This is a genomic window from Halobacillus sp. ABH2_015, assembly GCF_056158945.1.
The window spans coordinates 1,549,174-1,572,500 of sequence record NZ_JBSWUG010000002.1 but is presented as its reverse complement, the minus strand read 5'-3'; the positions used below and the strand labels follow the sequence as shown (position 1 = coordinate 1,572,500).

At 48.3% G+C, this 23,327-nt stretch carries 25 protein-coding genes; 2 read left to right on the top strand and 23 right to left on the bottom strand.

Features of this window, described 5'->3' with window-relative positions; all coding sequences use genetic code 11:
* Positions 1 to 13 precede the first annotated feature (13 nt).
* From sucC to smc, 14 genes are all read right to left on the bottom strand, one after another.
* A complete protein-coding gene (sucC, locus tag ACXAD6_RS08380; protein WP_474968487.1) occupies positions 14 to 1,174 on the bottom strand; it encodes an ADP-forming succinate--CoA ligase subunit beta in 1,161 nt (386 codons plus the stop codon).
* Between the two features lie 215 nt (positions 1,175 to 1,389).
* Positions 1,390 to 2,151 carry a ribonuclease HII gene (locus ACXAD6_RS08375; RefSeq protein WP_474968486.1) on the bottom strand — a complete coding sequence of 254 codons (762 nt, stop codon included), beginning with the start codon at positions 2,149 to 2,151 and terminating at the stop codon, positions 1,390 to 1,392.
* Between the two features lie 101 nt (positions 2,152 to 2,252).
* Positions 2,253 to 3,095, bottom strand: coding sequence for a ribosome biogenesis GTPase YlqF (gene ylqF / locus ACXAD6_RS08370; RefSeq protein WP_474968485.1), 843 nt, complete (start codon positions 3,093 to 3,095; stop codon positions 2,253 to 2,255).
* Between the two features lie 10 nt (positions 3,096 to 3,105).
* Positions 3,106 to 3,657 (bottom strand): signal peptidase I, encoded by a 552-nt coding sequence (gene lepB / locus ACXAD6_RS08365; protein WP_474968484.1) that lies wholly within the window; start codon positions 3,655 to 3,657, stop codon positions 3,106 to 3,108.
* Positions 3,658 to 3,773: 116 nt separating this feature from the next.
* Positions 3,774 to 4,118: a 50S ribosomal protein L19 gene (rplS, locus tag ACXAD6_RS08360; protein WP_027954188.1), complete on the bottom strand. Its 345-nt coding sequence runs from the start codon at positions 4,116 to 4,118 to the stop codon at positions 3,774 to 3,776.
* A gap of 131 nt (positions 4,119 to 4,249) precedes the next feature.
* On the bottom strand, positions 4,250 to 4,978 hold the full coding sequence (trmD, locus tag ACXAD6_RS08355) for a tRNA (guanosine(37)-N1)-methyltransferase TrmD (protein ID WP_474968483.1): 729 nt from the start codon (positions 4,976 to 4,978) through the stop codon (positions 4,250 to 4,252).
* Position 4,979: 1 nt separating this feature from the next.
* Positions 4,980 to 5,495, bottom strand: coding sequence for a ribosome maturation factor RimM (rimM, locus tag ACXAD6_RS08350; protein ID WP_474968482.1), 516 nt, complete (start codon positions 5,493 to 5,495; stop codon positions 4,980 to 4,982).
* A gap of 4 nt (positions 5,496 to 5,499) precedes the next feature.
* The gene (locus ACXAD6_RS08345; protein WP_474968481.1) at positions 5,500 to 5,886 is read right to left on the bottom strand and encodes a YlqD family protein; all 387 of its coding nucleotides are present in this window, start codon (positions 5,884 to 5,886) and stop codon (positions 5,500 to 5,502) included.
* A gap of 66 nt (positions 5,887 to 5,952) precedes the next feature.
* The gene (locus ACXAD6_RS08340; protein WP_027954184.1) at positions 5,953 to 6,180 is read right to left on the bottom strand and encodes a KH domain-containing protein; all 228 of its coding nucleotides are present in this window, start codon (positions 6,178 to 6,180) and stop codon (positions 5,953 to 5,955) included.
* A gap of 18 nt (positions 6,181 to 6,198) precedes the next feature.
* Positions 6,199 to 6,468 (bottom strand): 30S ribosomal protein S16, encoded by a 270-nt coding sequence (gene rpsP / locus ACXAD6_RS08335; RefSeq protein WP_160835583.1) that lies wholly within the window; start codon positions 6,466 to 6,468, stop codon positions 6,199 to 6,201.
* A 90-nt stretch (positions 6,469 to 6,558) separates the two neighbouring features.
* Positions 6,559 to 7,899, bottom strand: coding sequence for a signal recognition particle protein (ffh, locus tag ACXAD6_RS08330; protein ID WP_027954182.1), 1,341 nt, complete (start codon positions 7,897 to 7,899; stop codon positions 6,559 to 6,561).
* 13 nt (positions 7,900 to 7,912) lie between these two features.
* A complete protein-coding gene (locus ACXAD6_RS08325) occupies positions 7,913 to 8,242 on the bottom strand; it encodes a putative DNA-binding protein (RefSeq protein ID WP_474968480.1) in 330 nt (109 codons plus the stop codon).
* Between the two features lie 90 nt (positions 8,243 to 8,332).
* The gene (ftsY, locus tag ACXAD6_RS08320) at positions 8,333 to 9,664 is read right to left on the bottom strand and encodes a signal recognition particle-docking protein FtsY (RefSeq protein WP_474968479.1); all 1,332 of its coding nucleotides are present in this window, start codon (positions 9,662 to 9,664) and stop codon (positions 8,333 to 8,335) included.
* 13 nt (positions 9,665 to 9,677) lie between these two features.
* Entirely contained in the window at positions 9,678 to 13,238 is a 3,561-nt protein-coding gene (smc, locus tag ACXAD6_RS08315) for a chromosome segregation protein SMC (RefSeq protein WP_474968478.1), read from the bottom strand.
* A gap of 184 nt (positions 13,239 to 13,422) precedes the next feature.
* On the opposite strand from smc, the gene ACXAD6_RS08310 reads away from it, so the two are divergent.
* Complete coding sequence (locus ACXAD6_RS08310; protein ID WP_474968477.1) at positions 13,423 to 13,644, top strand: DUF1128 domain-containing protein; 222 nt, start codon at positions 13,423 to 13,425, stop codon at positions 13,642 to 13,644.
* A 45-nt stretch (positions 13,645 to 13,689) separates the two neighbouring features.
* Here the strand turns inward: ACXAD6_RS08310 and rnc are convergent, their stop codons facing one another.
* The 9 genes from rnc to sdaAB form a co-directional block, all read right to left on the bottom strand.
* Complete coding sequence (gene rnc / locus ACXAD6_RS08305) at positions 13,690 to 14,382, bottom strand: ribonuclease III (RefSeq protein WP_027954177.1); 693 nt, start codon at positions 14,380 to 14,382, stop codon at positions 13,690 to 13,692.
* A 75-nt stretch (positions 14,383 to 14,457) separates the two neighbouring features.
* Positions 14,458 to 14,691 carry an acyl carrier protein gene (gene acpP, locus ACXAD6_RS08300; protein WP_027954176.1) on the bottom strand — a complete coding sequence of 78 codons (234 nt, stop codon included), beginning with the start codon at positions 14,689 to 14,691 and terminating at the stop codon, positions 14,458 to 14,460.
* Between the two features lie 61 nt (positions 14,692 to 14,752).
* The gene (gene fabG, locus ACXAD6_RS08295) at positions 14,753 to 15,493 is read right to left on the bottom strand and encodes a 3-oxoacyl-[acyl-carrier-protein] reductase (RefSeq protein WP_474968476.1); all 741 of its coding nucleotides are present in this window, start codon (positions 15,491 to 15,493) and stop codon (positions 14,753 to 14,755) included.
* Complete coding sequence (fabD, locus tag ACXAD6_RS08290; protein WP_474968475.1) at positions 15,493 to 16,434, bottom strand: ACP S-malonyltransferase; 942 nt, start codon at positions 16,432 to 16,434, stop codon at positions 15,493 to 15,495. Before fabD ends, fabG begins: the two co-directional genes overlap by 1 nt.
* Complete coding sequence (plsX, locus tag ACXAD6_RS08285) at positions 16,431 to 17,435, bottom strand: phosphate acyltransferase PlsX (protein WP_474968474.1); 1,005 nt, start codon at positions 17,433 to 17,435, stop codon at positions 16,431 to 16,433. The genes fabD and plsX overlap by 4 nt, the downstream gene beginning before the upstream one ends.
* A gap of 15 nt (positions 17,436 to 17,450) precedes the next feature.
* Positions 17,451 to 18,029, bottom strand: coding sequence for a transcription factor FapR (gene fapR, locus ACXAD6_RS08280; RefSeq protein WP_242520187.1), 579 nt, complete (start codon positions 18,027 to 18,029; stop codon positions 17,451 to 17,453).
* Between the two features lie 167 nt (positions 18,030 to 18,196).
* On the bottom strand, positions 18,197 to 20,233 hold the full coding sequence (recG, locus tag ACXAD6_RS08275; protein WP_474968473.1) for an ATP-dependent DNA helicase RecG: 2,037 nt from the start codon (positions 20,231 to 20,233) through the stop codon (positions 18,197 to 18,199).
* Positions 20,234 to 20,238: 5 nt separating this feature from the next.
* Entirely contained in the window at positions 20,239 to 21,123 is an 885-nt protein-coding gene (sdaAA, locus tag ACXAD6_RS08270; protein WP_474968472.1) for an L-serine ammonia-lyase, iron-sulfur-dependent, subunit alpha, read from the bottom strand.
* A gap of 21 nt (positions 21,124 to 21,144) precedes the next feature.
* On the bottom strand, positions 21,145 to 21,807 hold the full coding sequence (sdaAB, locus tag ACXAD6_RS08265) for an L-serine ammonia-lyase, iron-sulfur-dependent subunit beta (protein WP_474968471.1): 663 nt from the start codon (positions 21,805 to 21,807) through the stop codon (positions 21,145 to 21,147).
* A 228-nt stretch (positions 21,808 to 22,035) separates the two neighbouring features.
* Here sdaAB and ACXAD6_RS08260 point away from each other — a divergent pair, with 228 nt between their 5' ends.
* A complete protein-coding gene (locus ACXAD6_RS08260) occupies positions 22,036 to 23,304 on the top strand; it encodes an NCS2 family permease (protein WP_027954168.1) in 1,269 nt (422 codons plus the stop codon).
* Positions 23,305 to 23,327 lie beyond the last annotated feature (23 nt).

The following is a 23,327-nucleotide window of genomic DNA, read 5'->3' as shown; positions in this document are numbered from 1 at the left end:
TTCCCCGCCTTTCCTACTTCACTAGTTCCACGATTTTTTGTGCGCCTTCTGCCATGGAATCTGCAGAAGTAATGTTCAAACCGGATTCATCAAGGATTTTCTTCCCGTCCTCGACGTTGGTTCCTTCGAGTCGGACAACAAGCGGAAGCGTCAAACCGATCTGCTTCGTCGCTGCAACGACACCTTCAGCAATGACATCACATTTCATAATGCCTCCGAAAATGTTAACGAAAATCCCTTTTACGTTATCGTCGGATAGAATAATTTTGAAAGCCTCGGTGACTTTCTCCGTCGTCGCACCGCCGCCGACATCAAGGAAGTTCGCCGGATCACCGCTGTAGTGCTTGATTGTATCCATCGTCGCCATAGCCAGTCCAGCGCCGTTAACCATGCAGCCGATATTGCCATCCAGGGCGATATAGCTGAGGTCATACTTGGATGCTTCCACTTCTTTCGGATCTTCTTCATCCAGATCACGAAGCTCCATGATATCTTTTTGACGGAATAGAGCATTGTCGTCAAAATTCAATTTTGTATCCAGGGCAAGGACATCTCCGTCTCCAGTCGTGACCAGGGGATTGATTTCAGCTACGGAGCAGTCCTTTTTAACGAACACATCATACAATCCAAGCATGAACTTGACCGCTTTACCGACGGCTTCTTTAGGGATGTTGATATTGAATGCCAGACGTCTTGCCTGGAAAGGAGTCAGACCTGTAACCGGATCAATGACTTCCTTGAAGATTTTTTCCGGAGTTTCAGATGCCACTTCCTCAATCTCCGTACCACCCTCCTCAGAGGCCATCATCGTTACACGGCTTGTCGCGCGGTCAAGGACAAGGCCGACATAATATTCACTTTGAATGTCGCACCCTTCCTCGATGAGTAAGCGCTTAACTTCTTTGCCTTCTGGTCCAGTCTGATGGGTGACAAGCGTTGAACCTAGTATGTCATCGGCATATGTACGGACTTCATCAAGATTTTTGGCGATTTTCACTCCGCCCGCTTTTCCACGCCCACCTGCATGGATCTGCGCTTTCACGACAGTAACGCTGCTGCCAAGCTTCTCTGCTGCCTCAACAGCTTCATCGACTGTATAAGCTACGTATCCATTTGGCACAGAAACGCCAAAATCACGCATGATTTGTTTTCCTTGATACTCATGAATGTTCATGTTTCATCCTCCCATCAATTTTCACTGCATGTACATTGTATAAAAAAACGCTGTCAATTGTCCATAAAAAGCGTGATATCTGTCGAAAAATTCAATAGATTAACAAAAATTATCTTATGTAAACAAAAGGAAGCAGGAACCAGTCCGATCCGGCTCCCCCCCTGTTCCTGCTTCCTTTGAAGAGGCTGTTTCAATAACGAAAACGCCCCCTCCTTCTAGAGCATGTTTTTAACGGGAGCAAAGGTTTTCCTGTGTACAGGGGTGATTCCATAGATTTCAAGGGCCCTAAGATGATCTTTTGTTCCATAGCCCTGGTTGGACTTGAACTGGTAACCCGGATACACTTCATCGAGCTCTGCCATCATCCGGTCCCTCGTTACCTTGGCAACCACACTGGCTGCAGCGATCGATACACTCCGCTGGTCCCCCTTGATCAGTTTCGTTTCACTCCATCCGTCACCGAGCGTCATCGCATCGACCAGAAGGTGATCCGGCTCGTGTTTCAACTGGGATACGGCCCGTTTCATAGCGAGCCTGGCGGCCTGATAGATATTGAGCTGATCGATTTCCCTGCTGGATACAATACCGGCTGCCCAGTCGGCATCTCTCGTAATCTGTTCATAGAAACTTTCCCGCCTGGATTCTGAAAGCTGCTTGGAATCATAGAGACCTTCCAAATAATAATCATCGGGAAGGACAACCGCTCCTGCGACGACCGGACCAGCAAGCGGCCCCCTGCCGGCTTCATCAATACCGCATACATACTGGCGCTCACCTGCCCAGGCTTTTTTTTCAAACTCGAGCATGTCTTCATACTGCTTTCGAAGGGCTTCTCTTTTCTTCTGCCTGTCTGTATACTGCTTTAACAGCTGCTGGACCCCTTTGCGGGTATCCCCGGACAGTTCCTCCCATTCGGCTTCTGTCGGCTTCTGTGCCTGCAGCATGGCTTTAATTTCATTGATTGTACGTTTGGACATGATGGCTCCTCCGTTTCTTTTCGTTCGACTGTCGGAACTACAAGGTTCACACCCATAAAAAAAGCGCTCCAGGCACGGGCCTGCAGCGCTCATTCCTGCATCTATTCAGGAGTTTCCAGACTGATCAGCCCGAGTTTTCCTGTGCGTAAATCCTGAAGAATAATATCGGACACTTTTTCAAAATTCACGTGGCCCCCGCTTTCCAGGCAGCCCCGTTTTTTACCAATGTGCTCAAAAACGTCCATCATATCATCAACCTGGTCCAACCCGAACCGATGTTCAAGCATACTTGGATATTCCCGGCTGAGAAAATCAATCACGTAGGCGGCCACATCTTCCTTAGGCAGAATTTGATCCTTGATCGTTCCGATGGACGCGAGACGGTATCCGACCTCTTCTTCCTCAAATTTAGGCCAAAGGATTCCCGGTGTATCCAGCAGTTCAAATTCTTTCTTCACTTTAATCCACTGCTGTTTCGTCGTAACCCCTGGTTTATCTCCCGTTTTGGCGGCTCTTTTATTTACAAGACGGTTGATCAGCGTCGATTTTCCGACGTTCGGGATACCGATAATCATCGCTCTTGACGCTCTTGGACGAATGCCCTTGGCCACGAGCTTATCGATTTTTTCCTTCCCGAGGGCTTTTGCCTTCTGAATTACCCGCTGGACATCCTGCTTTTGATTGGCTTCAATCGCAACAGCGGGAATACTTTTGTTTTGGAAATAGTCAATCCACTGCTCTGTGACTGCAGGATCAGCCAGATCCTTTTTCATCAGCACAACCATTTTCGGCTTTTCCTGAAGAATCCCGTGAAGCATCGGGTTCTGTGAAGATAAAGGTGCTCGGGCATCGACAAGTTCAATGACAAAGTCGACGAGCTTTAATTTTTCTGCTACTTCCCGTTTCGCTTTTGCCATGTGCCCGGGAAACCATTGTATACTCATGTAAATCCTCCTAATTAACGATACGGATGCGGTCCAGCGGCCAGTAGGATAATACAGCTTCTCCAACCAGCTGTTCTTCCGGAATCATGCCGAGGACGCGGCTGTCGGTGGAGTTGTCCCGGTTATCCCCAAGAACAAAGACATGACCTTCAGGCACTTCCTCAAAACCACCTGGAATGTCCTCTTCCATCCTGAAGTCGCTGGTCAGTATGCTGCCTTCCGGAAGCTGTGCCTTTCTGTCCTCAAGAAAGGGCTCCTCCACCCGTTCGCCATTCACATATAACTGATCATTTTCATAGGCGATGTGATCCCCTGGGATACCGATGACCCGTTTTATGTAATCTTTCTGTTCTGTTGCATGAAAAACGACGACATCAAACCGATCAGGAGAAGTCAGACGTTTATGCAGCTTACTCACAATGAGGTGATCTCCACTATGAAGTGTCGTAAGCATAGACGGTCCTTCGACGACAACAGGTGCAAAAATAAATACCCGTACAATCACTGCCAGAACAGCAGCGATGGCAAATGCTTTGACCCAGTCCAACCACTGTTGCTTCATTTCCCCACTTCCCTGTCTTATGACGTTCATCTCCGCTGTTTTCATCGTATAACAGCTGGAACTTATTATAAAGTAGAAAAAAGGAGCTTGGCATACGCAAGCTCCTTTTCACCGGTTTAGATAATTTCTTTAATACGTGCTGCTTTACCACGAAGGTTACGTAGATAGTAAAGTTTCGCACGGCGTACTTTACCACGACGGGAACGTTCGATTTTAGCAATACGTGGTGAATGAACTGGGAATGTACGCTCAACACCTGTGCCGTAAGTAATCTTACGAACTGTGAATGTTTCGCTGATTCCACCGTTCTGACGTTTAATAACAACACCTTCGAATACCTGGATACGCTCACGGGTGCCCTCGACAACCTTCACGTGTACTTTGACAGTGTCACCAGGACGGAAGTCAGGGTGATCTGTACGAAGCTGTTCTTTTGTAATGTCATGAATCAACTGTTGCATGATCTTCACTCCTTTTTAACTAATGCTCTTGTCTTCTAAGAGGCAGCGGAACATCGTTTTCCACTTAAACCGATCGTTTAAGCACAAAATTTAATATACCATACAGGGAGAAAAACTTCAACCGCCGGCTGTTATTTTTTCCACTCTTCCAGCCACGTTTTTTCCTGATCCGACAGCTCTTTTTTCTCTAAGAGATCCGGTCTGCGTTCATACGTACGCTTCAGAGACTCTTTGTGTCTCCACTCATCAATTTTAGCGTGATTGCCCGAGAGAAGGACATCAGGGACCTTCATCCCACGGAAATCCGCCGGCCGTGTATAATGAGGATGCTCCAGAAGGCCGTTGGAAAAGGAATCCATCGGAGCCGACTGTTCATTTCCGAGCACCCCGGGAAGCAGACGGACAACGGAATCAATGACAACCATAGCTCCGAGTTCACCACCAGTGAGCACGTAGTCTCCAATGGAAATTTCATCGGTCACGAGCTCTTGGCGGATGCGCTCATCATATCCTTCATAATGGCCGCAGATAAATACAAGATGGTCTTCCTCAGAAAGCTCTTCCGCCTTCTGCTGGGAATAAGGTTCCCCCTGCGGACAAAGCAGGACGACGCGTGGAGGCTTTTCCGATTTTTCCCGGATGGCCTCAATGCTGTCGAAAATCGGCTGAGGGGAGAGTACAAGACCGGCTCCACCCCCGTAAGGATAGTCATCCACCTTATTATGCTTACTTGTTGTGTAATCACGGAAATTCACATATTCATATGAAAAAGCCTGCTGCTCCCGAGCCCGCTTCATAATGGAATTCTGCAGGACACCTTCGAACATTTCTGGAAACAGCGTTAATATATCGATATGCATGTCAGTCCAGCAGCCCTTCTATTGGATCGATGATGATCGTTTTTTCCGTTGGATTTACCTTCTTCACAACCGGCTCGATATAAGGGATCAAAAGATCTTTGCTTCCCCGGCGTTGAACGACCCATACGTCGTTGGCGCCCGGTGTCAGGATTTCTTTGATAACCCCTAGTTCTTCCCCTGATTCAAGGTAGACGGTACATCCGATAATCTCATGAAAATAAAATTCATGATCCCCGAGTTCTTCCTGTTCCTCTTCTGAAACCATCAAGGTCACGTTCTTCAACGGTTCCACATCATTAATGGATGGAAGATCCTCAAAGCTGATCAGGTCGAATCCTTTATGGACCCGGTGACTGCGGACGACCAAAGTTTTTGTTTCCTGTTTATCACTTACCCAATACAAAAGCTGCCCGGGCTGGAAGCGTTCCTCGAAATCCGTGATTCGATGGACTTTCACTTCTCCTTTGATCCCATGTGTGTTAATGATTTTTCCGACATTAAACATTTGTCTATCCATGTTATTACCTCGCTCGTATGACTTTTCCATCTTTAATGGTGATCTGGCGGTCCTGGATAATGTCTTCCCACACGTCACCTTCCTCGATCGTGACTAGCGTGTCGACTTCATCCGTTTCCAGCTCACTTCCATCCGGAAGGATATCGAGCTGTTTACGCTGATATTCCATCCACCTGAGCTGATCTCTCCGGCGGCTGATCTCACGGGAAAACCTCCGCTCCACTTCCTGTTTGGATACACCGGGTTTGCGCTCCAGTTTTTTCTGTTCAAAAGCAAGCTGCCGGCATTCTTCATCAAGCTGGCGCTCCCTCTGGTTGAACCTTTCTTTAAGCTGGGCCCGGCTGGAATCTGTCAGGACTTGTTTGACAGGTACTTTTCTAATGATCTGCATGCGCTGACCGCCTCCCTATCCTTAAGATTACATAGTAAAAAAGGGAAAGGTTCTCCCTCTCCCTTCTTACATGATATCCAAATAGATTCTTTTATCAGAATCAGAGCCTGCCGCATACACGACAGTTCGAATCGCTTTCGCTATCCGCCCGTTTTTTCCGATCACCTTACCGACATCATCCGGATGGACGGAAAGATGATACACCATTTTGTGCTCTTCTTCTTTCACATCCACCTTGATGTCATCAGGATGATCGACAAGCGGAGTGACGATCGTTTCGATTAAGGCTTTCATGATATCACCACTATTTTATTATTGGTTTTTCTTATCGTGGAACTGCTTCATGATGCCTTCGTTAGAGAATAGGTTACGGACTGTATCGCTCGGCTTGGCACCGTTGGACATCCAGTCGATCGCCTTGTCAGCGTCGATTTTAACCTCAACTGGGTTTACAACCGGGTTATATGTTCCAATCTGCTCGATGATGCGGCCATCACGAGGAGAGCGGGAATCTGCAACTACTACACGATAAAATGGGTTACGCTTGGATCCCATACGTTTTAGGCGAATTTTTACTGCCATATTTAACAACCTCCAAAATTTCTTTAATTAATTGTTTCACACAGAATTAGATTTTAGCAGAACTTCAAGGGTGTGTAAAGGTTTTTTCCATTACATAAACGGAAATTTCATTCCGCGGCCTTTTTTCCCTTTGGTATTGCTCATCTGCTTCATCATTTTCTTCATTTCTTCAAACTGTTTCAAAAGACGGTTGACTTCTGAAACAGATGTACCTGAACCTTTGGCAATCCGTTTTTTACGGCCTGCATTCATCAGGGACGGATCCTGACGCTCATGCTTGGTCATAGACTGAATAATTGCTTCCACATGGACAATCTGCTTATCGTCAAAGGAGACATTCTGCAGTCCCTTCATCTTGTTGGCCCCGGGGATCATATTCAAAATCTCATCGAGGGGCCCCATGTTCTTCACCTGCTCCATCTGCTCAAGGAAATCCTCAAACGTGAAAGAAGCATTTCTCATTTTAGATTCCAGCTCTTTGGCCTGTTTTTCATCGACCTGTGTCTGAGCCTTTTCAATAAGAGTGAGCACATCTCCCATACCGAGGATACGGGAGGCCATACGCTCGGGATGGAAAACTTCAAGCTGATCCAGCTTTTCCCCCATACCGGCGAATTTGATCGGTTTTCCAGTGACGGCCTTGATGGACAGCGCTGCACCACCACGGGTGTCGCCATCAAGCTTCGTCAAAAGAACGCCGCTGACATCCAGCTGTTCATCAAAGCTTTCCGCTACGTTGACGGCATCCTGTCCGGTCATGGAGTCGACGACAAGGAAAATTTCATCCGGATTGACAGCATCCTTGATCTGCTGCAGTTCCCCCATAAGATCTCCGTCAATATGAAGGCGGCCGGCGGTATCAATAAGAACATAATCGTGATGTTCCTCTTTCGCTTTGGCAACCGCATTACGCGCAATATCCACAGGGTCTGCCTCTGTCCCTTCAGCGTGCACCGGCATGCCCAGCTGCTTCCCGAGCGTTTCCAGCTGCTGGATGGCGGCCGGACGATAGACGTCAGCAGCAACCAGCATCGGGTTGCGGTTGTAACTTTTACGAAGAAGGTTCGCCAGTTTTCCCGTGGTCGTGGTTTTACCGGCACCCTGAAGACCAACCATCATAATGACGGTTGGAGGACGCTTGGCTACGGCAATTTTACTTTCATTGCCGCCCATGAGCTCGGTCAGCTCTTCTTGAACGACTTTAATGACCTGCTGGCCCGGAGTCAGACTTTCCATAACTTCCTGGCCGACTGCCCGTTCACGTATACGTTTGACGAAATCCTTCACTACTTTGAAGTTAACATCGGCCTCGAGGAGGGCGAGACGGACTTCCCGCGTCATCTCTTTTACGTCTTGTTCGGTTACCTTCCCTTTGCCTTTGATTTTTTTAATCGTTTCCTGCAAACGGTCGGATAAACCTTCAAATGCCATCGAAGAAACCCTCCTATTCTAATTCTTGTAATTGTTCAAGCCAGACGGCCGTGTGCTTTGGAAGTTCCTGTTTATCAACAGCAGCTTCCATTTCCGCTATTACCTGCTGGCGTTTTTGGAATTTCTCATATAAATGAAGCTTTTTTTCATATTCTTCAAGCATGGTTTCCGTCCGGCGGATATTATCATACACCGCTTGACGGGATACATCAAAGGTCTCGGATATTTCACCAAGAGAATAATCTTCCAGATAGTACAACTCCATGTAATTTCTCTGTTTAGGAGTCAGCAGCGATTGGTAGAAATCGAATAGGTAATTGATTCTTGTCGTCTTTTCAAGCACGCTTGTAGCACTCCTTGTTAAGTGAAATACCTTTACACATAAATATTAACGGAGCAGGTCCATGTGTGTCAAGGTTTACAGCGTATTTTCTTAATCCTCTTCATACTCCTCTATCATGTCAGCAAACAGGCCATAGACAAAGGCGTGGGCATCAAACGTTTCCAGGTCGGTCACTTTCTCACCAAGCCCGACAAGCTTGACCGGAATTTCCAATTCATTCCGGATAGCAAGGACGATCCCGCCTTTAGCCGTTCCATCAAGCTTCGACAAGACAATACCGGATACATCTGTTACTTCTGCGAACGTTTTCGCCTGGCTCATGGCATTCTGACCAGTGGTTGCATCGAGAACAAGCAGAACTTCATGAGGAGCACCCGGAATTTCACGTTCGATGACCCGCTTCACCTTGGAAAGCTCATTCATGAGATTGACTTTATTCTGCAGGCGGCCGGCGGTATCACAAATCAGTACATCCGCGCCGCGGGATTCAGCCGCTTTTATGCCGTCATAAACTACGGCGGCCGGATCACTGCCTTCTGAATGCTTCGTGACGTTGACTCCTACACGGTTCCCCCACTCTTCCAGCTGTTCAATAGCGCCGGCTCTGAACGTATCTCCGGCAGCCAGAGTGACTTTTTTCCCTTCTGATTTCAAACGGTGGGCGAGCTTTCCGATAGTCGTCGTTTTTCCGACACCGTTGACTCCGACAAACAAGTACACGGTCAGACCATCCGGATTTTCCGTCAGGCCTTCCACTTCTCGTGCATCGTCGTCTCCATAATAAATGTCCACCAGTTTTTCAGAAATGATTTCCTTGACCTTTTGTGGATCCTGGACATTCCGGCGTTTCACTTCCAATTCCAGCTCCTCTATCATTTCCATGACGGTGGTTACTCCTACGTCAGCGGAAATCAGCACTTCCTCCAATTCTTCAAAGAAATCTTCATCTACAGTACGATAGCGGGCCACAAGGTCATTGATTTTACTTGAGAAGGAATTCCTCGTTTTGGCCAGTCCTTTTTTAAACTTGGAAGCGATCGTTTCTTTCTCTTCCTCTTCCTCTACAGCCTCGGATGGACGTTCGTCCTCGTCGTCATCCACAGGATTGCCGGCTTCAGTTCCGGCATTTTCTTCTTCCTTCTTGTCCTCTTCGGTCCCGGGTACACCTGGATCGACATCCTCTTCCCCATCGTCCTCTTCCGTTCTGGAAGCATGGGAATCAGCGTCTTCCTCCCCGGCAGGCTCTACGTTCACGGGTGCTTCCTCTTTTTCAGGAAGGGATTCAGAAACTTCAGGAGACTCCTCCTCTGAAGAAACAGAGCCGCTGCCTTCTGCAGGATCAGAAGGGTGCTGATCCTTGTTTTCCTCCTCGCCGTCCTGCGCCTTCACAAATTTATCTTTCAACTTTTTGAAAAAACTCATCCAATCTTCCTTTCTATGCTTCCAATAGTTCAGGTGTTTCTTCCAAACGGACGGAAACAAGTTTCGACACGCCCGATTCCTGCATCGTTACTCCATACAGGACATCCGATTCTTCCATTGTTCCCTTACGGTGGGTGATCACGATAAACTGTGTATTTCTGCTGAATTCTTTCAAGAACCGGGCAAACCGGTCGACGTTGGCTTCATCAAGAGCTGCTTCCACTTCGTCCAGAACACAGAACGGCACAGGGCGGACTCTTAATATAGAAAACAGCAGAGCAATGGCTGTCAACGCTCTTTCTCCACCAGATAAAAGACTCAGGTTCTGAAGCTTCTTGCCAGGCGGCTGAGCGACAATATCCACTCCGGTTTCCAGCATGTTCTCCGGATCAGTCAGCTGAAGATCGGCACGTCCTCCTCCGAAGAGCGTCCGGAATACTTCATTGAATTCGGCACGGATCTTCGTGAAGGTATCTTCGAATTTCCGTTTCATTTCCCCGTCCATTTCATTAATGACACTATGAAGGGTTCCTTTTGCTTCCAAAAGGTCATCCTGCTGGCCCTTGAGAAACTCGTAGCGCTCTTTGATCCGCTCATATTCCTCAATAGACCCAAGGTTGACGGTCCCAAGCTCTTCAATGGACCGTTTGATCAGTTTCACTCTCGTTGCAGCCTGATCCACATCTTCAACGGTATCGTAGTCCCGTTTCGCCTTTTCAAAAGTTATTACGTATTCTTCCTGCAGGTACGTGAGGAGATTATCAAGCTCCACGTCCAGACGATTGGCCTTCACTTCTTTCTGCTGGATATCCTGCAGGTAGTTCTGATGCAGCCGGTTGTGTTCCTTCAGAGATGCGTCCTCTTTATGCACATCGGCACTGATATCCGCCCGTTCTTTGCGAAGGGAATGAATGTCTTCTGAGGCTGCCGCTTTCTCCTGTCCAGCATTTTTGATCAGCTCTGTTAATTCTTCTTCGGTTTGATTGGATTCCACCACTTCCATCAGCTGCTGATAAGAAGCTTTATTTCCACGAAGTTCCTGCTCAATCAGTGCTTTCTCCTCTTCATATCGACTGACCTTTTCCTGTTGGTTATGGACGGCCGATTCCTGCTCGGCGAGCTTGATCTGTAGTTCCTGACGCCGTTTTTGAAGAGCTTCCTCATCTTCTTTCTGCCTGTCTTTTGCTGCAGTAAGGGCTTCGATCCGCTGCTGGGTCGAGCCAAGTTCCTCCTCCAGAGAGCTGAGGTTCTCTGTCAGGGTTTGAAGCCTGTCATCCGCCTGTGTACGATCTTGATCAAACTGGGCCTGATCCTGATCGTAAAGGTGGAGCTGACTGTTAATATGGTTCAATTTGACTTCATTTTCCCTGGCATCGGACTGTTTTTCATACTCTTTGTTTTTCATATGAGAAAGCTTTTCTGCATAGGACTCCTTCGCTTGTTCCTGTTCACTCAGGCTCTGCTTCAGCTGCATAACCTTTTGTTCAACATCCTGCAGTTTCTTTTCATAATCCTTTATTTTTCCGGTTGTCTCCTGAAGCTCTTTTTCCCTGGTAAACAACGACTGGCCGGATTGTTTCTTTGCTCCTCCCGTCATAGAACCACCGGGATTGACGACATCTCCTTCCAGCGTGACGACCCGGTACTTCCGGTTCAGCACACGGGCAATCGCATTGGCGTGTTCCAAGGTTTCCGCTACAACGATATGACCAAGCAGGTGCTGCACAGCTTTGGCGTACATCTCCGGGACGTGAATCAATTCAGCTGCGACTCCTACGTATCCATCCTGTTGATTCAGCGAACCGGCACCGGTTACATACCGGGGCTGGATGGCTGAAAGGGGCAGGAAGGTGGCACGGCCTTTGTGCTGGGTTTTCAGCCAGTGGATGGCCTGTCTTCCTGCTTTTTCATCCTGGACAACAATGTGCTGGGCCTGAGCTCCGAGGGCCGTTTCAATGGCTGTCATGTAGGCGGACGGAATGTCAATCAACTCAAGGACGGCCCCTTCTATACCGGAGAGGCGTCCATTCTGCCGCGCTTTTAAAACTTCCCTGACCCCTTGGAAATAACCGGAGAAGTCCTCTTTCATATCTTCCAGCATTTCCTTTTTGGAACGCATCTTCTCAAGATACTGATACCCTTTGTACAGTTTTTCCTGCCATTCCTGATACGCCTGCTTGTTTTTATCAAGCGAAGCCGACACTTCCTGGAGGCTGCTTTCCAGTTCGCTGCGTTCCGACGCCAGTTTTTCAAGTTCTGCGGTTAACCGGCTGCGCTCTTTTTCAAGCGTTTCCCGCTCTTCTCTGAGGCCTTGGAATTTTCCACTCTGAACATCTTTTTTAGAATGCAGTTCTGATAGCTGCTTCTCCAGAAGGTGTTTTTCATTACGTTTCGCGGCCTGCTTGTTTAATAGTTCGATATAATCACTTTTTAAATCCTCAATCTGGTCTTCCATCTCCTGAAGGTTCTGATTGAGCGCCTGATTCGTTTCCTTGAGCTCCTGCTTGGATTTCCGGCGGTTTTCCCGCACTTCCTCCAATTTGGATGATTCTTCTGTCGTAACGGCCTTCAGCGTTTCAAGTTTGTTCGAGAGTTCTTCGTAGGCTTCTTCAAGTTTGGATTTGTTCTCTTCGAAATGTTTATGCCGCTCTTTCATGAGCTGCTTTTTACCTTCCAGATTTTCGAGTTCCCTCGTCAGCTCCACCAGCTTTTCCTGAAGACTTTCCAAAGACTCATCCAGCTTTTGAATGCGGTCCCGCTTCGAATCCACAGATTCCTGCCGGGCAGTGATATCAGCCCTCAACGACGCTTCTCCGCTCTTGACCTCTTCCAGTTCCTTTAAAACAACCTGCCAATCCTTGTGGAGACCCTCAATCTGAGTAATTAAAAGGGAAATTTCGATATGCTTCAACTCTTCTTTTTTCTCCAGGTAGTCTTCAGCCACAGCAGCCTGTTCTTTCAAAGGCTCCAGCTGTCCATCGATTTCATGAATGATGTCTTCCACACGGTTCAAGTTCTCCTGAGTCTCCGCCAGTTTATATTCGGCTTTTTTCTTCCGTTGTTTATATTTGAGGACACCGGCCGCCTCTTCAAAAATGGTCCGGCGCTCTTCAGCCTTCGAGCTTAGAATCTCCTCGACTTTCCCTTGGCTGATGATGGAAAAAGCTTCTCTCCCAAGACCAGAATCCATAAATAAGTCGATAATATCCTTCAACCGGCATGTCTGGTTATTGATGTAAAATTCACTTTCTCCTGATCGGTAAACTCTTCTTGTTACACTGACCTCCTGGTAATCCAGAGGCAGGGTCTGATCTTCGTTATCGAGCGTAAGGGTCACTTCTGCCATATTCAGGGCAGAACGCGAGTCGCTCCCTGCAAATATAATATCTTCCATCTTCGCACCACGCAGGGAACGGGCCGACTGCTCTCCGAGCACCCAGCGGATGGCATCTGTTATATTACTTTTCCCACTGCCGTTCGGACCGACCACAGATGTAACGCCTGAAACGAAATCCACGGTCACCCTGTCGGCAAATGATTTAAATCCAATAGTATCCAACTGTTTGAGGAACATAGTCATCCTCCTGTATCTTCACAATCTTTCATTCACTCAACTAATATATTTTATCATAAACGCTTTCCCTACGGTAGGAAGCCTCCAGCGTTCTTTTCCTTCCGTCAAAGGGTTTCATAATTGGACAAAGTCCTTTATCATATGTACTAAACCGGATGAAGTCAGCCGAAGGAGGAATCAGCTTTTGAGTTTACAAGAACCAAAACAAGAAAATCTTGCATTTATCATTGACGATATGGCCGAAAAACTTCAGGTGGTCAATCGTTCCCTTATGAAACCGGAGGATTATGATTTAGACAAATATGAGGAAATCAAATCCCTCTACGACATCATTAATATGAAGGGACAGCTCAGTGTTTCTGAAATCCAGGCGTTTGTCCAGGAACTGGGCCGGTACCGGCGATGAAAAAAAGGACCGTCTACAGCCGCTTAAGGCTGATGACGGTCCTTTTTAAAATCGAGCGCCTTGATTCTCTAAAGCCTGCTGAGCCGCTTTCTGCTCTGCTTCCTTCTTCGTACGCCCGACGCCGATACCGCCGATGTCATCCTGGATCATCACGTGAGCGATAAATTCCCGGCTGTGTGCTGGGCCTCTTTCTTCCACAATTTCGTACTCAATTTTACTATTTTTATCCCGCTGTATAAACTCCTGCAGCTGGCTTTTATAATCCATCGCATGAGAAAAAGCACCTTTTTGGACTCTTGGATAGACGTAGGTCTTCAAAAAACGAATAACCGCCTCATACCCCTGATCCAGATATAAAGCTCCGATAAAGGCTTCAAATACGTCTGCCAATAGCGCAGGCCTGTTGCGGCCGCCCGTCAATTCCTCGCCCTTGCCGAGAAGAATCAAGTCCTGAAAATTCAGTTCATTGGCAAACTCGACCAATGAGGCTTCGCAGACGATCGAGGCTCTGAACTTCGTCAGCTCCCCTTCGGCCATATCCGGGAACTCCCGGTAGAGATACTGGGAAACACCCAGCTCCAAAACGGCATCCCCGAGAAATTCAAGACGCTCGTTGTCCTCCCGGTCGGTTTTACGATGCTCATTCACATAAGATGAATGCGTGAAAGCCTGCTCCAGCAACGAAATGTTCTGAAATGATTGATTTATCTGCTTCTGGAAACTGGAGAAATCACCCATAAATCACCTTGTCCTTTACTAAAAGTTTCTGAATACAGGAAAGGCTGCCCGTTGAACAACGGACAGCTGACCTTTTTATGACTGGCTGCTTATGTAATTCACAGCGTCGCCAACTGTATTGATTTTTTCAGCTTCTTCATCAGAAATTTCCATATCAAACTCGTCTTCGAGCTCCATTACAAGCTCGACTACGTCAAGAGAGTCTGCTTCAAGATCTTCTTTGAAGGAAGCTTCCATAACTACTTTGGATTCGTCAACATCTAGACGGTCGACGATAATCTGTTTTACGCGATCAAATGTTTCTGCCATTGGAACCTCACCTCCCTTCAGTCATTATAGTAAATTTTGCAGAGAAAAACCATAGTGGTTTTTACATCACCATTCCGCCATCCACATGAAGCGTCTGACCGGTCATATATGCGGCGTCTTCTGAGGCCAGGAAACGGACGACTCTCGCCACATCCTCCCCTTCTCCCAGACGTTTCAATGGAATAAGGGCAAGCATCTGCTCACGCTGTTCTTCTGTAAGAGCATCCGTCATATCGGTGGTGATATAACCGGGAGCTACAGCGTTCACCTGAATATTACGGGCCGCCAATTCCTTGGCATTGGATTTTGTCATCCCGATAACGCCTGCCTTGGCAGCCACATAGTTCGCCTGTCCCGGATTGCCGGAAACGCCGACGATGGAGGCTACATTAATGATCCGGCCGTACTTCTGTTTCATCATCTGACGGGTAACCCCTTTCGTGCAGAGGAAAACCCCTTTCAGATTCGTATTGATAACAGAATCAAATTCCTCTTCCTTCATACGCATGAGAAGGTTATCCTTGGTGATTCCGGCATTATTGACCAGAATGTCCAGGCGGCCGAACTCATCGACGACTGTTTTCACCATCTGCTTCACATCTTCTTCGCTGGCAACATCGGCCTGTATCTTCATCGCTGAACCGCCGCCGGCAATGATTTCCTGCACGACCGCTTCCGCCTTATCTTCACTTCCTGCATAGTTGACCGCCACTTTAGCTCCTTGGCGGGCAAGTTCTAAAGCGATGGCACGGCCTATGCCCCGTGATGCTCCTGTAACGAGAGCTACTTGTTCCTGTAACATCAGGCTTCCTCCTTATACCACTTTACAAAATCCTTTAATGAATCTGGATCCTGGACGCTGAACGTCTTCATACGACGCTGGACTTTTCTCACAAGCCCGCTGAGAACTTTTCCCTGCCCCACTTCTACGATGGCATCAACTTCTTCTTCGACAAATGCCTCTAGAATCTGTTGAAAACGCACAGGCGAATACAGCTGCTCTACAAGCAGGCGCTCAATCGTTTCCGCTTCTGTGACGGCTTCTGCCGAAACATTGGCATATACCGGGATGGAGGCATCTCTGATCGTACGGTCATTGAGATGACCCGCAAATTCTTCACTCGCCGGCTCCATAAGACGGGAGTGGAAAGGTCCGCTCACGTTCAAAGGAAGCACGCGTTTTGCGCCTTTATCCTTCAATTGTTCACCAGCTGCCTCCACGCCTTCTTTCGTACCGGAGATGACGATCTGTCCCGGACAGTTGATATTAGCGAGATCAACGGCTTTTTCTCCGTCGAACCCTGTCAGGACATCCTCGATTTCCTCCTGGGAAAGTCCAAGTACAGCGGCCATCGTACCTTTCCCGGTCGGGTACGCTTCTTCCATGAGCTTTCCACGGATATGGACAAGCTGAACCGCTTCAAGCGGATCCAGCGCGCCGGCGGCTGTGAGGGCACTGTATTCACCAAGACTGTGTCCTGCCGTCATGTCTGGTTTGACTCCTTCTTCAGACAGCACCTGCTGGATGGCGATACTGTTTAACAGCAGGGCCGGCTGGGCATTTTCCGTTTTCGTAAGTTCTTCGGCCGGGCCTTCAAACATCAGGGATGTAAGGGAATACCCGAGTCCTTCGTCAGCTCTATCAAACAATTCTTTCACAGAAGGATAGGCTTCATACATCGCCCGTCCCATTCCGACTTCCTGGGAGCCTTGGCCTGGAAAAACGACTGCAATCTTTTTCATTCTGATTCCTCCTTTTCCTTCATCCGGTCCAGCGTACTGGAGATGGTTTCTGTCACATTCAGCTCTACCATTTCACATGCCTGGCGGATCGCATTCAGCACAGCACGCTCATTCGAGGAGCCGTGGGCTTTAATAACCGGGGAGGCAAGGCCGAACAACCCGGCTCCGCCGTATTCACTATAGTCCAGCTGGTTTTTCAAGCCGCGGAGGTCATCTTTCACGAGTCCGGCAGCGATTTTCGTTTTCCAGCTGCTCATAAATGTCTCCTTGATCATGGAAAACATCGTAAGAGCCGTTCCTTCTATTGTTTTCAAAGCGACGTTTCCTGTGAATCCGTCTGTAACGACGACATCAGCCACCCCATTAAGGAGATCGCGGGATTCCACATTCCCGACAAAGTTAATCGGCGCTTCCTTCATGAGCTGAAACGCCTGCTTCGTAAGGTCGCTTCCTTTTCCATCTTCCGTTCCGACATTTAACAGCCCCACTCTTGGGTTGTTGATTTTACGGACGTTTTCTGAGTAAATCGAACCGATGACGGCATACTGCAGCAGATGGGCCGGTTTGGCATCGACGTTCGCTCCAACATCCAGCATTAAAAAGCCTTTTCCGTCCATCGTCGGGAGGGTAGGGCTTAAAGCCGGACGTTCCACGCCGGGCATGCGGCCGACGATGAAAAGACCTGCACTCATAAGGGCGCCGGTATTACCAGCCGAGATGCATCCATCCGCGCGTCCTTCTTTCACTTCTGCAGCAGCCATGACCATGGAAGCTTTTTTCTTCCTGCGAACAGCCCGTACAGGTTCGTCTTCCGAAGTAATCACTTCTGTTGTATGTAAGACCGTTATATTCGGCTGATCCTTCAAAAACGGACGGATTTGTGATTCGTCTCCTACGAGTGTGATGGACAAACCATCAATCGTGTCAGCTGCCTTGACAGCTCCTTTCACAATGGCTTCGGGGGCGTTGTCCCCACCCATTGCATCAATGGCTAACTTCATGAATATTCGACTCCTTTACTGATTCGAGCGGTACATTTCAAACGTACCGGCAAACACTTCCTCGTTTCCAACAAAACTGTGGACGCTTACGATCGTTCGCCCTTTATCATCTTCACCTTTGGCCGTCGCCTTCGCTACTACGCGTTCACCCAGTTTAACCGGTCTGGAAAAATGAATCGTCGACCGGGCTGTCAAAGCCAGTTCATCATTGATCAAAGCGACAGCTAGTGAATTGGCCTGGGCAAACAGATGATGCCCCCGGGCGATATGGTTTCTTGAAAAAACGTGTTCCGGACGGATATCCAATATGGAAATGGCACGGTCGTCAAGCTCTAAATCAACGACCTCTCCAATGATTTCTTCAACCGGCAGAGCTTTCACCGTCTCATTCCATTCCTGTGTGGCCACCGATTTAATCCGCTCCCGCAGCTCGGGAATTCCGAGCTCCATCCTGTCCAGCCGGATCGTCTGTATGCTGACACCAAAGGATTTAGCGAGTTCTTCATCCGTTGTGAAAGGCATTTGCTCAATACGTGTCTTCAGTTCTTCCTGACGTACTCTCTTGGTTTTTTTCACACAAATACCACCGTTCATCCAGCCATAAGCCTCGTTTTTATGACTAGGTACTAATAGTAATATATAATACCGGAAACCATAACGCAAGGATTGAAAACCCATTCATTGAAAAAATACGGATGCCTGTCCTATGAAAAGCGGAAATAAAAAAAACACGCCCCTTGTCAGGACGTGCCCTTTTCCACTCAATCCAGAACATTTTCCATGATCTGCTTATCCTTATAGACGACTTCCTTTAACGAGCTGTAAGATTCATGTTGATCCAGGATGTCTTCTTCAATCATTTCGGCTGCATCTTTTCTTGCCGTTTCAAGCGCGCGGTAATCGTGTACCATATCCCCTACTTTAAATTCAGGTAATCCGCTCTGCTTTTTCCCAAAGAAGTCCCCTGGACCCCGGAGCTTCAAATCCTGCTCAGACAGTTCGAAGCCATCGTTCGTCTCCGTCATGATCCGCATGCGTTCTTTACCGACATCCCCTTTTGGATCAGCAAGAAGAATACAATAACTCTGGTCAGATCCACGCCCGACCCTTCCGCGCAGCTGGTGAAGCTGGGAAAGGCCGAAACGCTGGGCGTCATAAATCACCATCATCGTGGCATTGGGAACGTTCACACCCACCTCCACCACCGTTGTGGAAACAAGGATATTCAGATGATTCTCTGCAAATTCCTTCATCACTTCTTCTTTCTCATCATTATGGAGGCGGCCATGCATCAGTCCAACAGAAATATCCGGCTCAAAGACACTGCTGAGCTGATGGTACAGATCAATGGCATTCTGAATATCCAGCTGATCCGACTCTTCAATAAGCGGACAGATGACGTAGGCCTGGTGTCCCTGATCGATTTCCTTCTTGATGAAATTCAAGACCCGGTCGGTCATTTCACCTTTCACCCAGTAGGTCTCTACAGGCTTACGTCCCGCCGGCATTTCATCAATGACACTGACATCCATATCACCAAACGCCGTAATGGCCAGCGTCCGCGGGATAGGTGTAGCCGTCATGAACAATACATCGGGGGAAAGACCCTTGTCTCTCAAGGTCCGCCGCTGTTCTACACCGAAGCGGTGCTGTTCATCTACAATGACAAAGCCGAGATGACTGAATAGGACTTCATCTTGAATGAGCGCATGTGTTCCTACAAGAATATCAATCTCCTCCGCTTTGACTGCTTCGAGGATTTCCTGGCGTTTCTTCCCTTTAATAGAACCAGTCAGAAGCTCCACCCTTGCCCGGCCTTCAAACATGGCCGACAAAGACTGATAATGCTGTTCCGCCAGAATTTCCGTCGGAACCATTAAAGCCCCCTGGTATCCAGCGGTGATGGAAGCATAGAGAGCAATCGCCGCAACGGCGGTTTTCCCTGAGCCTACGTCCCCCTGAAGCAGGCGGTTCATACGGTGGGGACGTTTCATATCCTTCAAAATTTCCGCAAGCGAGCGCTTCTGTGCCCCAGTCAGTTCAAAGGGCAGGGACTGGACAAAACCGGTCAGCTTCTGATTATCATACCTTTGAACAATGCCCTGCGTCGATTCGCGGTTATGCTTACGCAGCAGCTGCATTTTCAGCTGGAAAATTAAAAATTCCTCGTATACGAACCGGCGCTTGGCGTGTTTGAGCATCACCCGGTTTTCCGGATAATGCATCTGATGCAGGGCCTCCTGCCGGGGTGGGAGCTTATAAGCGAGAGCAAGATCCTCCGGAAGGATTTCCTTAACCGATCCACCATATTCGTGGAAAGCTGCCGTCATCACTTTCCGGAGGGTATTCATGTTTACCCCTTCCTTTAATGTGTAGACGGGCTGGATCGGCGCCTGACTTTTCGACTCCCCTTTTTTGAATTGACTGACCGTCACTTGAAGACGCTGCTGATCCCATTTCCCTGTCACTGTGACGGTGTCCCCCTGCTGCAGCTGCTTCTTCGCAAAGGCCCGGTTGAACATGACCGCCTTCACAGCAAAATGCTCCACCTGCAGGGTAAAGGTCAGCCTGGATTTCTTCCGTCCGTAATAGCTGACGACAGGTTCGGAGACAATCTCCCCTTCAATGGTCGCTTTCTCATTATGATCCAGTTCCGTCAACGGCTTCACTTCATAGGAATCATAACGATGTGGAAAATAAAACAAAAGATCCTCCACCGTAAACAGTCCCAGTTCGTTTAAATGGGACTGCAGTTTTTCGCCAACTCCTTTGATTTCACTAATCGGTTGCTGCAGCACATCATTCACTCTTTCTTTAAAGATATTCCGTACACTTTTGCTTCGAGTTCGCGTCCGGTCGGCGTCGCAGCCAGTCCACCCTGGGCGGTTTCCCTGAAAGCTGACGGCATCCGCTGCCCTACTTTATACATGGCATCAATCACTTCATCACATGGAATTCTGCTCTTCACACCGGCAAGGGCCATATCTGCCGCTACAACAGCGTTGGAAGCCCCCATGGCATTTCGTTTCACACACGGGACTTCGACAAGTCCAGCAACAGGATCGCAAATTAATCCAAGCATATTTTTCAAAGTGATCGCCATAGCTTCGGCAGACTGGGAAGGCGTGCCTCCTGCCATTTCCACAATAGCCGCGGCAGCCATTCCAGCAGCGGAGCCGACTTCTGCCTGACATCCACCCGCAGCCCCTGATATCGATGCATTATTGGCAACAACGAAACCGAAAGCACCTGAGGTGAACAAGTACCGGACCATCTGCTCACGTGATGGATTCAGCTGATTTTTAACGGCAAACAAAGTACCCGGCACACACCCCGCACTGCCGGCTGTCGGCGTGGCGCAGATGGTGCCCATAGCCGCATTTACTTCGTTCGTGGCCACTGCCTTACTGACGGCGTCCATCAACAGCTGACCTGACAACGGGGTATGGTTTTTCATGTAATCCTGAATGAGTACAGCGTCCCCTCCGGTCAATCCACTGTGGGACTGCACACCTTTCAAACCATCTTCCACTGCTTTTTCCATGACGTCGAGATTCCTTTCCATATGGGCAAAGACCTCTTCCCTGGAAAGCTGCTTCACTTCCATTTCCTGACGAATCATCACTTCAGATATTTGTATCTGCTCACTTTCAGCAAGCTCGATCAGTTCTGCTACATTGCGAAACATGCGAACACTCCTTTTGTATGTCTAGTCTGAGATTTTAGCCACTTGAGTAATGTGGTCTGCGCGTTCCAGTTCATTAAGTATGGAATCATCAATATTCTGGTCAACCTCAATGACCATCAAAGCCTGCTCCCCCTGGGCTTTTCTGGATACTTCCATCCGGCCGATATTGATTTCATTTTTTGCAAGGACCGCTGTCGCTGATGCAATAGCTCCGTAACGGTCGTTATGAATAAGAAGGATAGCCGGGTGGCTCCCCGATAACCGGAGTTCAAAACCATTCAATTCCGTGATTTCAGCCTTGCCTCCTCCAATGGAAATGCCGACAAGTTCCAGTTCCCCGTCTTCATCGCCGATCTTTACACGGGCAGTGTTTGGATGATCGGTATGGGCATCCTCTTCGTGAAAACGGATTTTCATGCCTGAAGCTCTGGCCGTTTCAAGGGAAGTGCTTATCCTTTCATCATAGGTTTCATAGTCCAGGAGACCACCAATAATGGCTACATCCGTCCCATGCCCCTTGTAGGTTTTAGCAAATGACCCGTAAAGATGGATATGGGCGTACTTCGGCTCCCTTCCGAATAAATGGCGGGCAGCCCTGCCGATGCGGGCCGCTCCTGCAGTATGCGAGCTGGAAGGCCCGATCATAACAGGACCGATGATGTCAAACACAGATCTATACTTCATTAAGATCCCTTTCCTTTCTATATAAACCTGAACAGGTAAGTGATGAAAACGCTTACTACATTCTAACATTCCTTTATCATCTTATCACATTCCACTTTAATCTTCCTTCCTTTTCGTTCCCTCCATATTTTGACTGGTTGATTGTTTTCTTTTGAGAGAGTAGAATAATAGATTGTGGGTTACTCGGTAACCGGGCGGGAGAGGGATAATTTCATATGAGGGATTGAAATGCTCAATCAGCAACATCAACAGGCGGGCTGGAAAAAAGAAGGACTGGCAGGTTTGATCGGTTATTTCACAACGGTATATATTGTAGCCGTCAACAGTCAGATTCTGGAGAGTGCGGGGCTGCCGCTTGAGAGCGGTATGGTCGCTACTATCCTTGCCAGCGCGTTAGGCTGCTTGATCATGGCTTTTTATGCGAACGCACCGATGGTTCTCATCCCCGGGATGGGCGTCAATGCGTTGTTCGCCTACTCGATTGTCGAAGGAACGGGCATGTCCTTTCAGGAAGGACTCGCTGTCGTGACGATGGCTTCCATCATCTTTCTGATCACTGCTTTCACAAAGCTCGGCGATTGGCTGAAACATGCCATTCCCGCTTCTTTGAAGCATGCCATCACCGTCGGGCTTGGACTTTTCCTGACGCTGATCGGACTCGAAAAGGGAGGCCTCGTTGTCAAGGGGGAACATTCCCTGATCACGCTCGGCAACCCGTCATCTGCCATGGTGATTACCAGTGTCATCACCTTATTTATCGGGATTTTTCTATTCTCAAGAAACGTCCCCGGTAACTTTTTAGTGACGATGATTGCCGGGACCGTTCTGGCCCACTTCACGGGGCTGCTCGGGGAAAGTGGAAAAAGCATCGATATCCAGGAACAGAGCTTTCTGATGCTGCCGGACTTTTCCGGAATCTTCGGGTTTGGTTTCTGGATGGCGGTTTTCCCGTTGGCGATCGTTCTCATCTTCGAGAATATGGGGCTGATCCACGGTCAGCTTTCCATGCTCAATCAGGAGGACAAATTTAAACGGTCCTATCAGGCAACCGCATTTTCCGCCTTATCCACTGGATTTCTGGGTACATCTCCGACGGTTTCTTCCGCAGAGAGTGCTGCTGTCATTGCATCCGGAGGAAAGTCAGGGAAATCGGCGCTGACCATGGCCGTCCTATTCGGAGCCACCCTGTTTTTGATCCCATGGATTTCCATGGTTCCATCTTCAGCTATTGCTCCGATCCTGATCATCGTTGGAGCCCTAATGGTTCAGAACATCAAGGAAATTCCATTTGATCAGCTTTCTGAATCCATGCCGGCGTTTTTAATTATCGTGATGATTCCTTTCACGTATTCCATCGCTGACGGAATGGCCTTCGGCTTTATAGCCTATCCGATTGTAAAGCTTGCCCTGGGCAGGCATCGGGAATTGTCCACCCCTGTCGTATTCATCGCCATGATCTTTCTCGTTGAATTTATCGTACGCTCGCTTGGACATTAATGATTCATGTAGTTAAAAAAAGC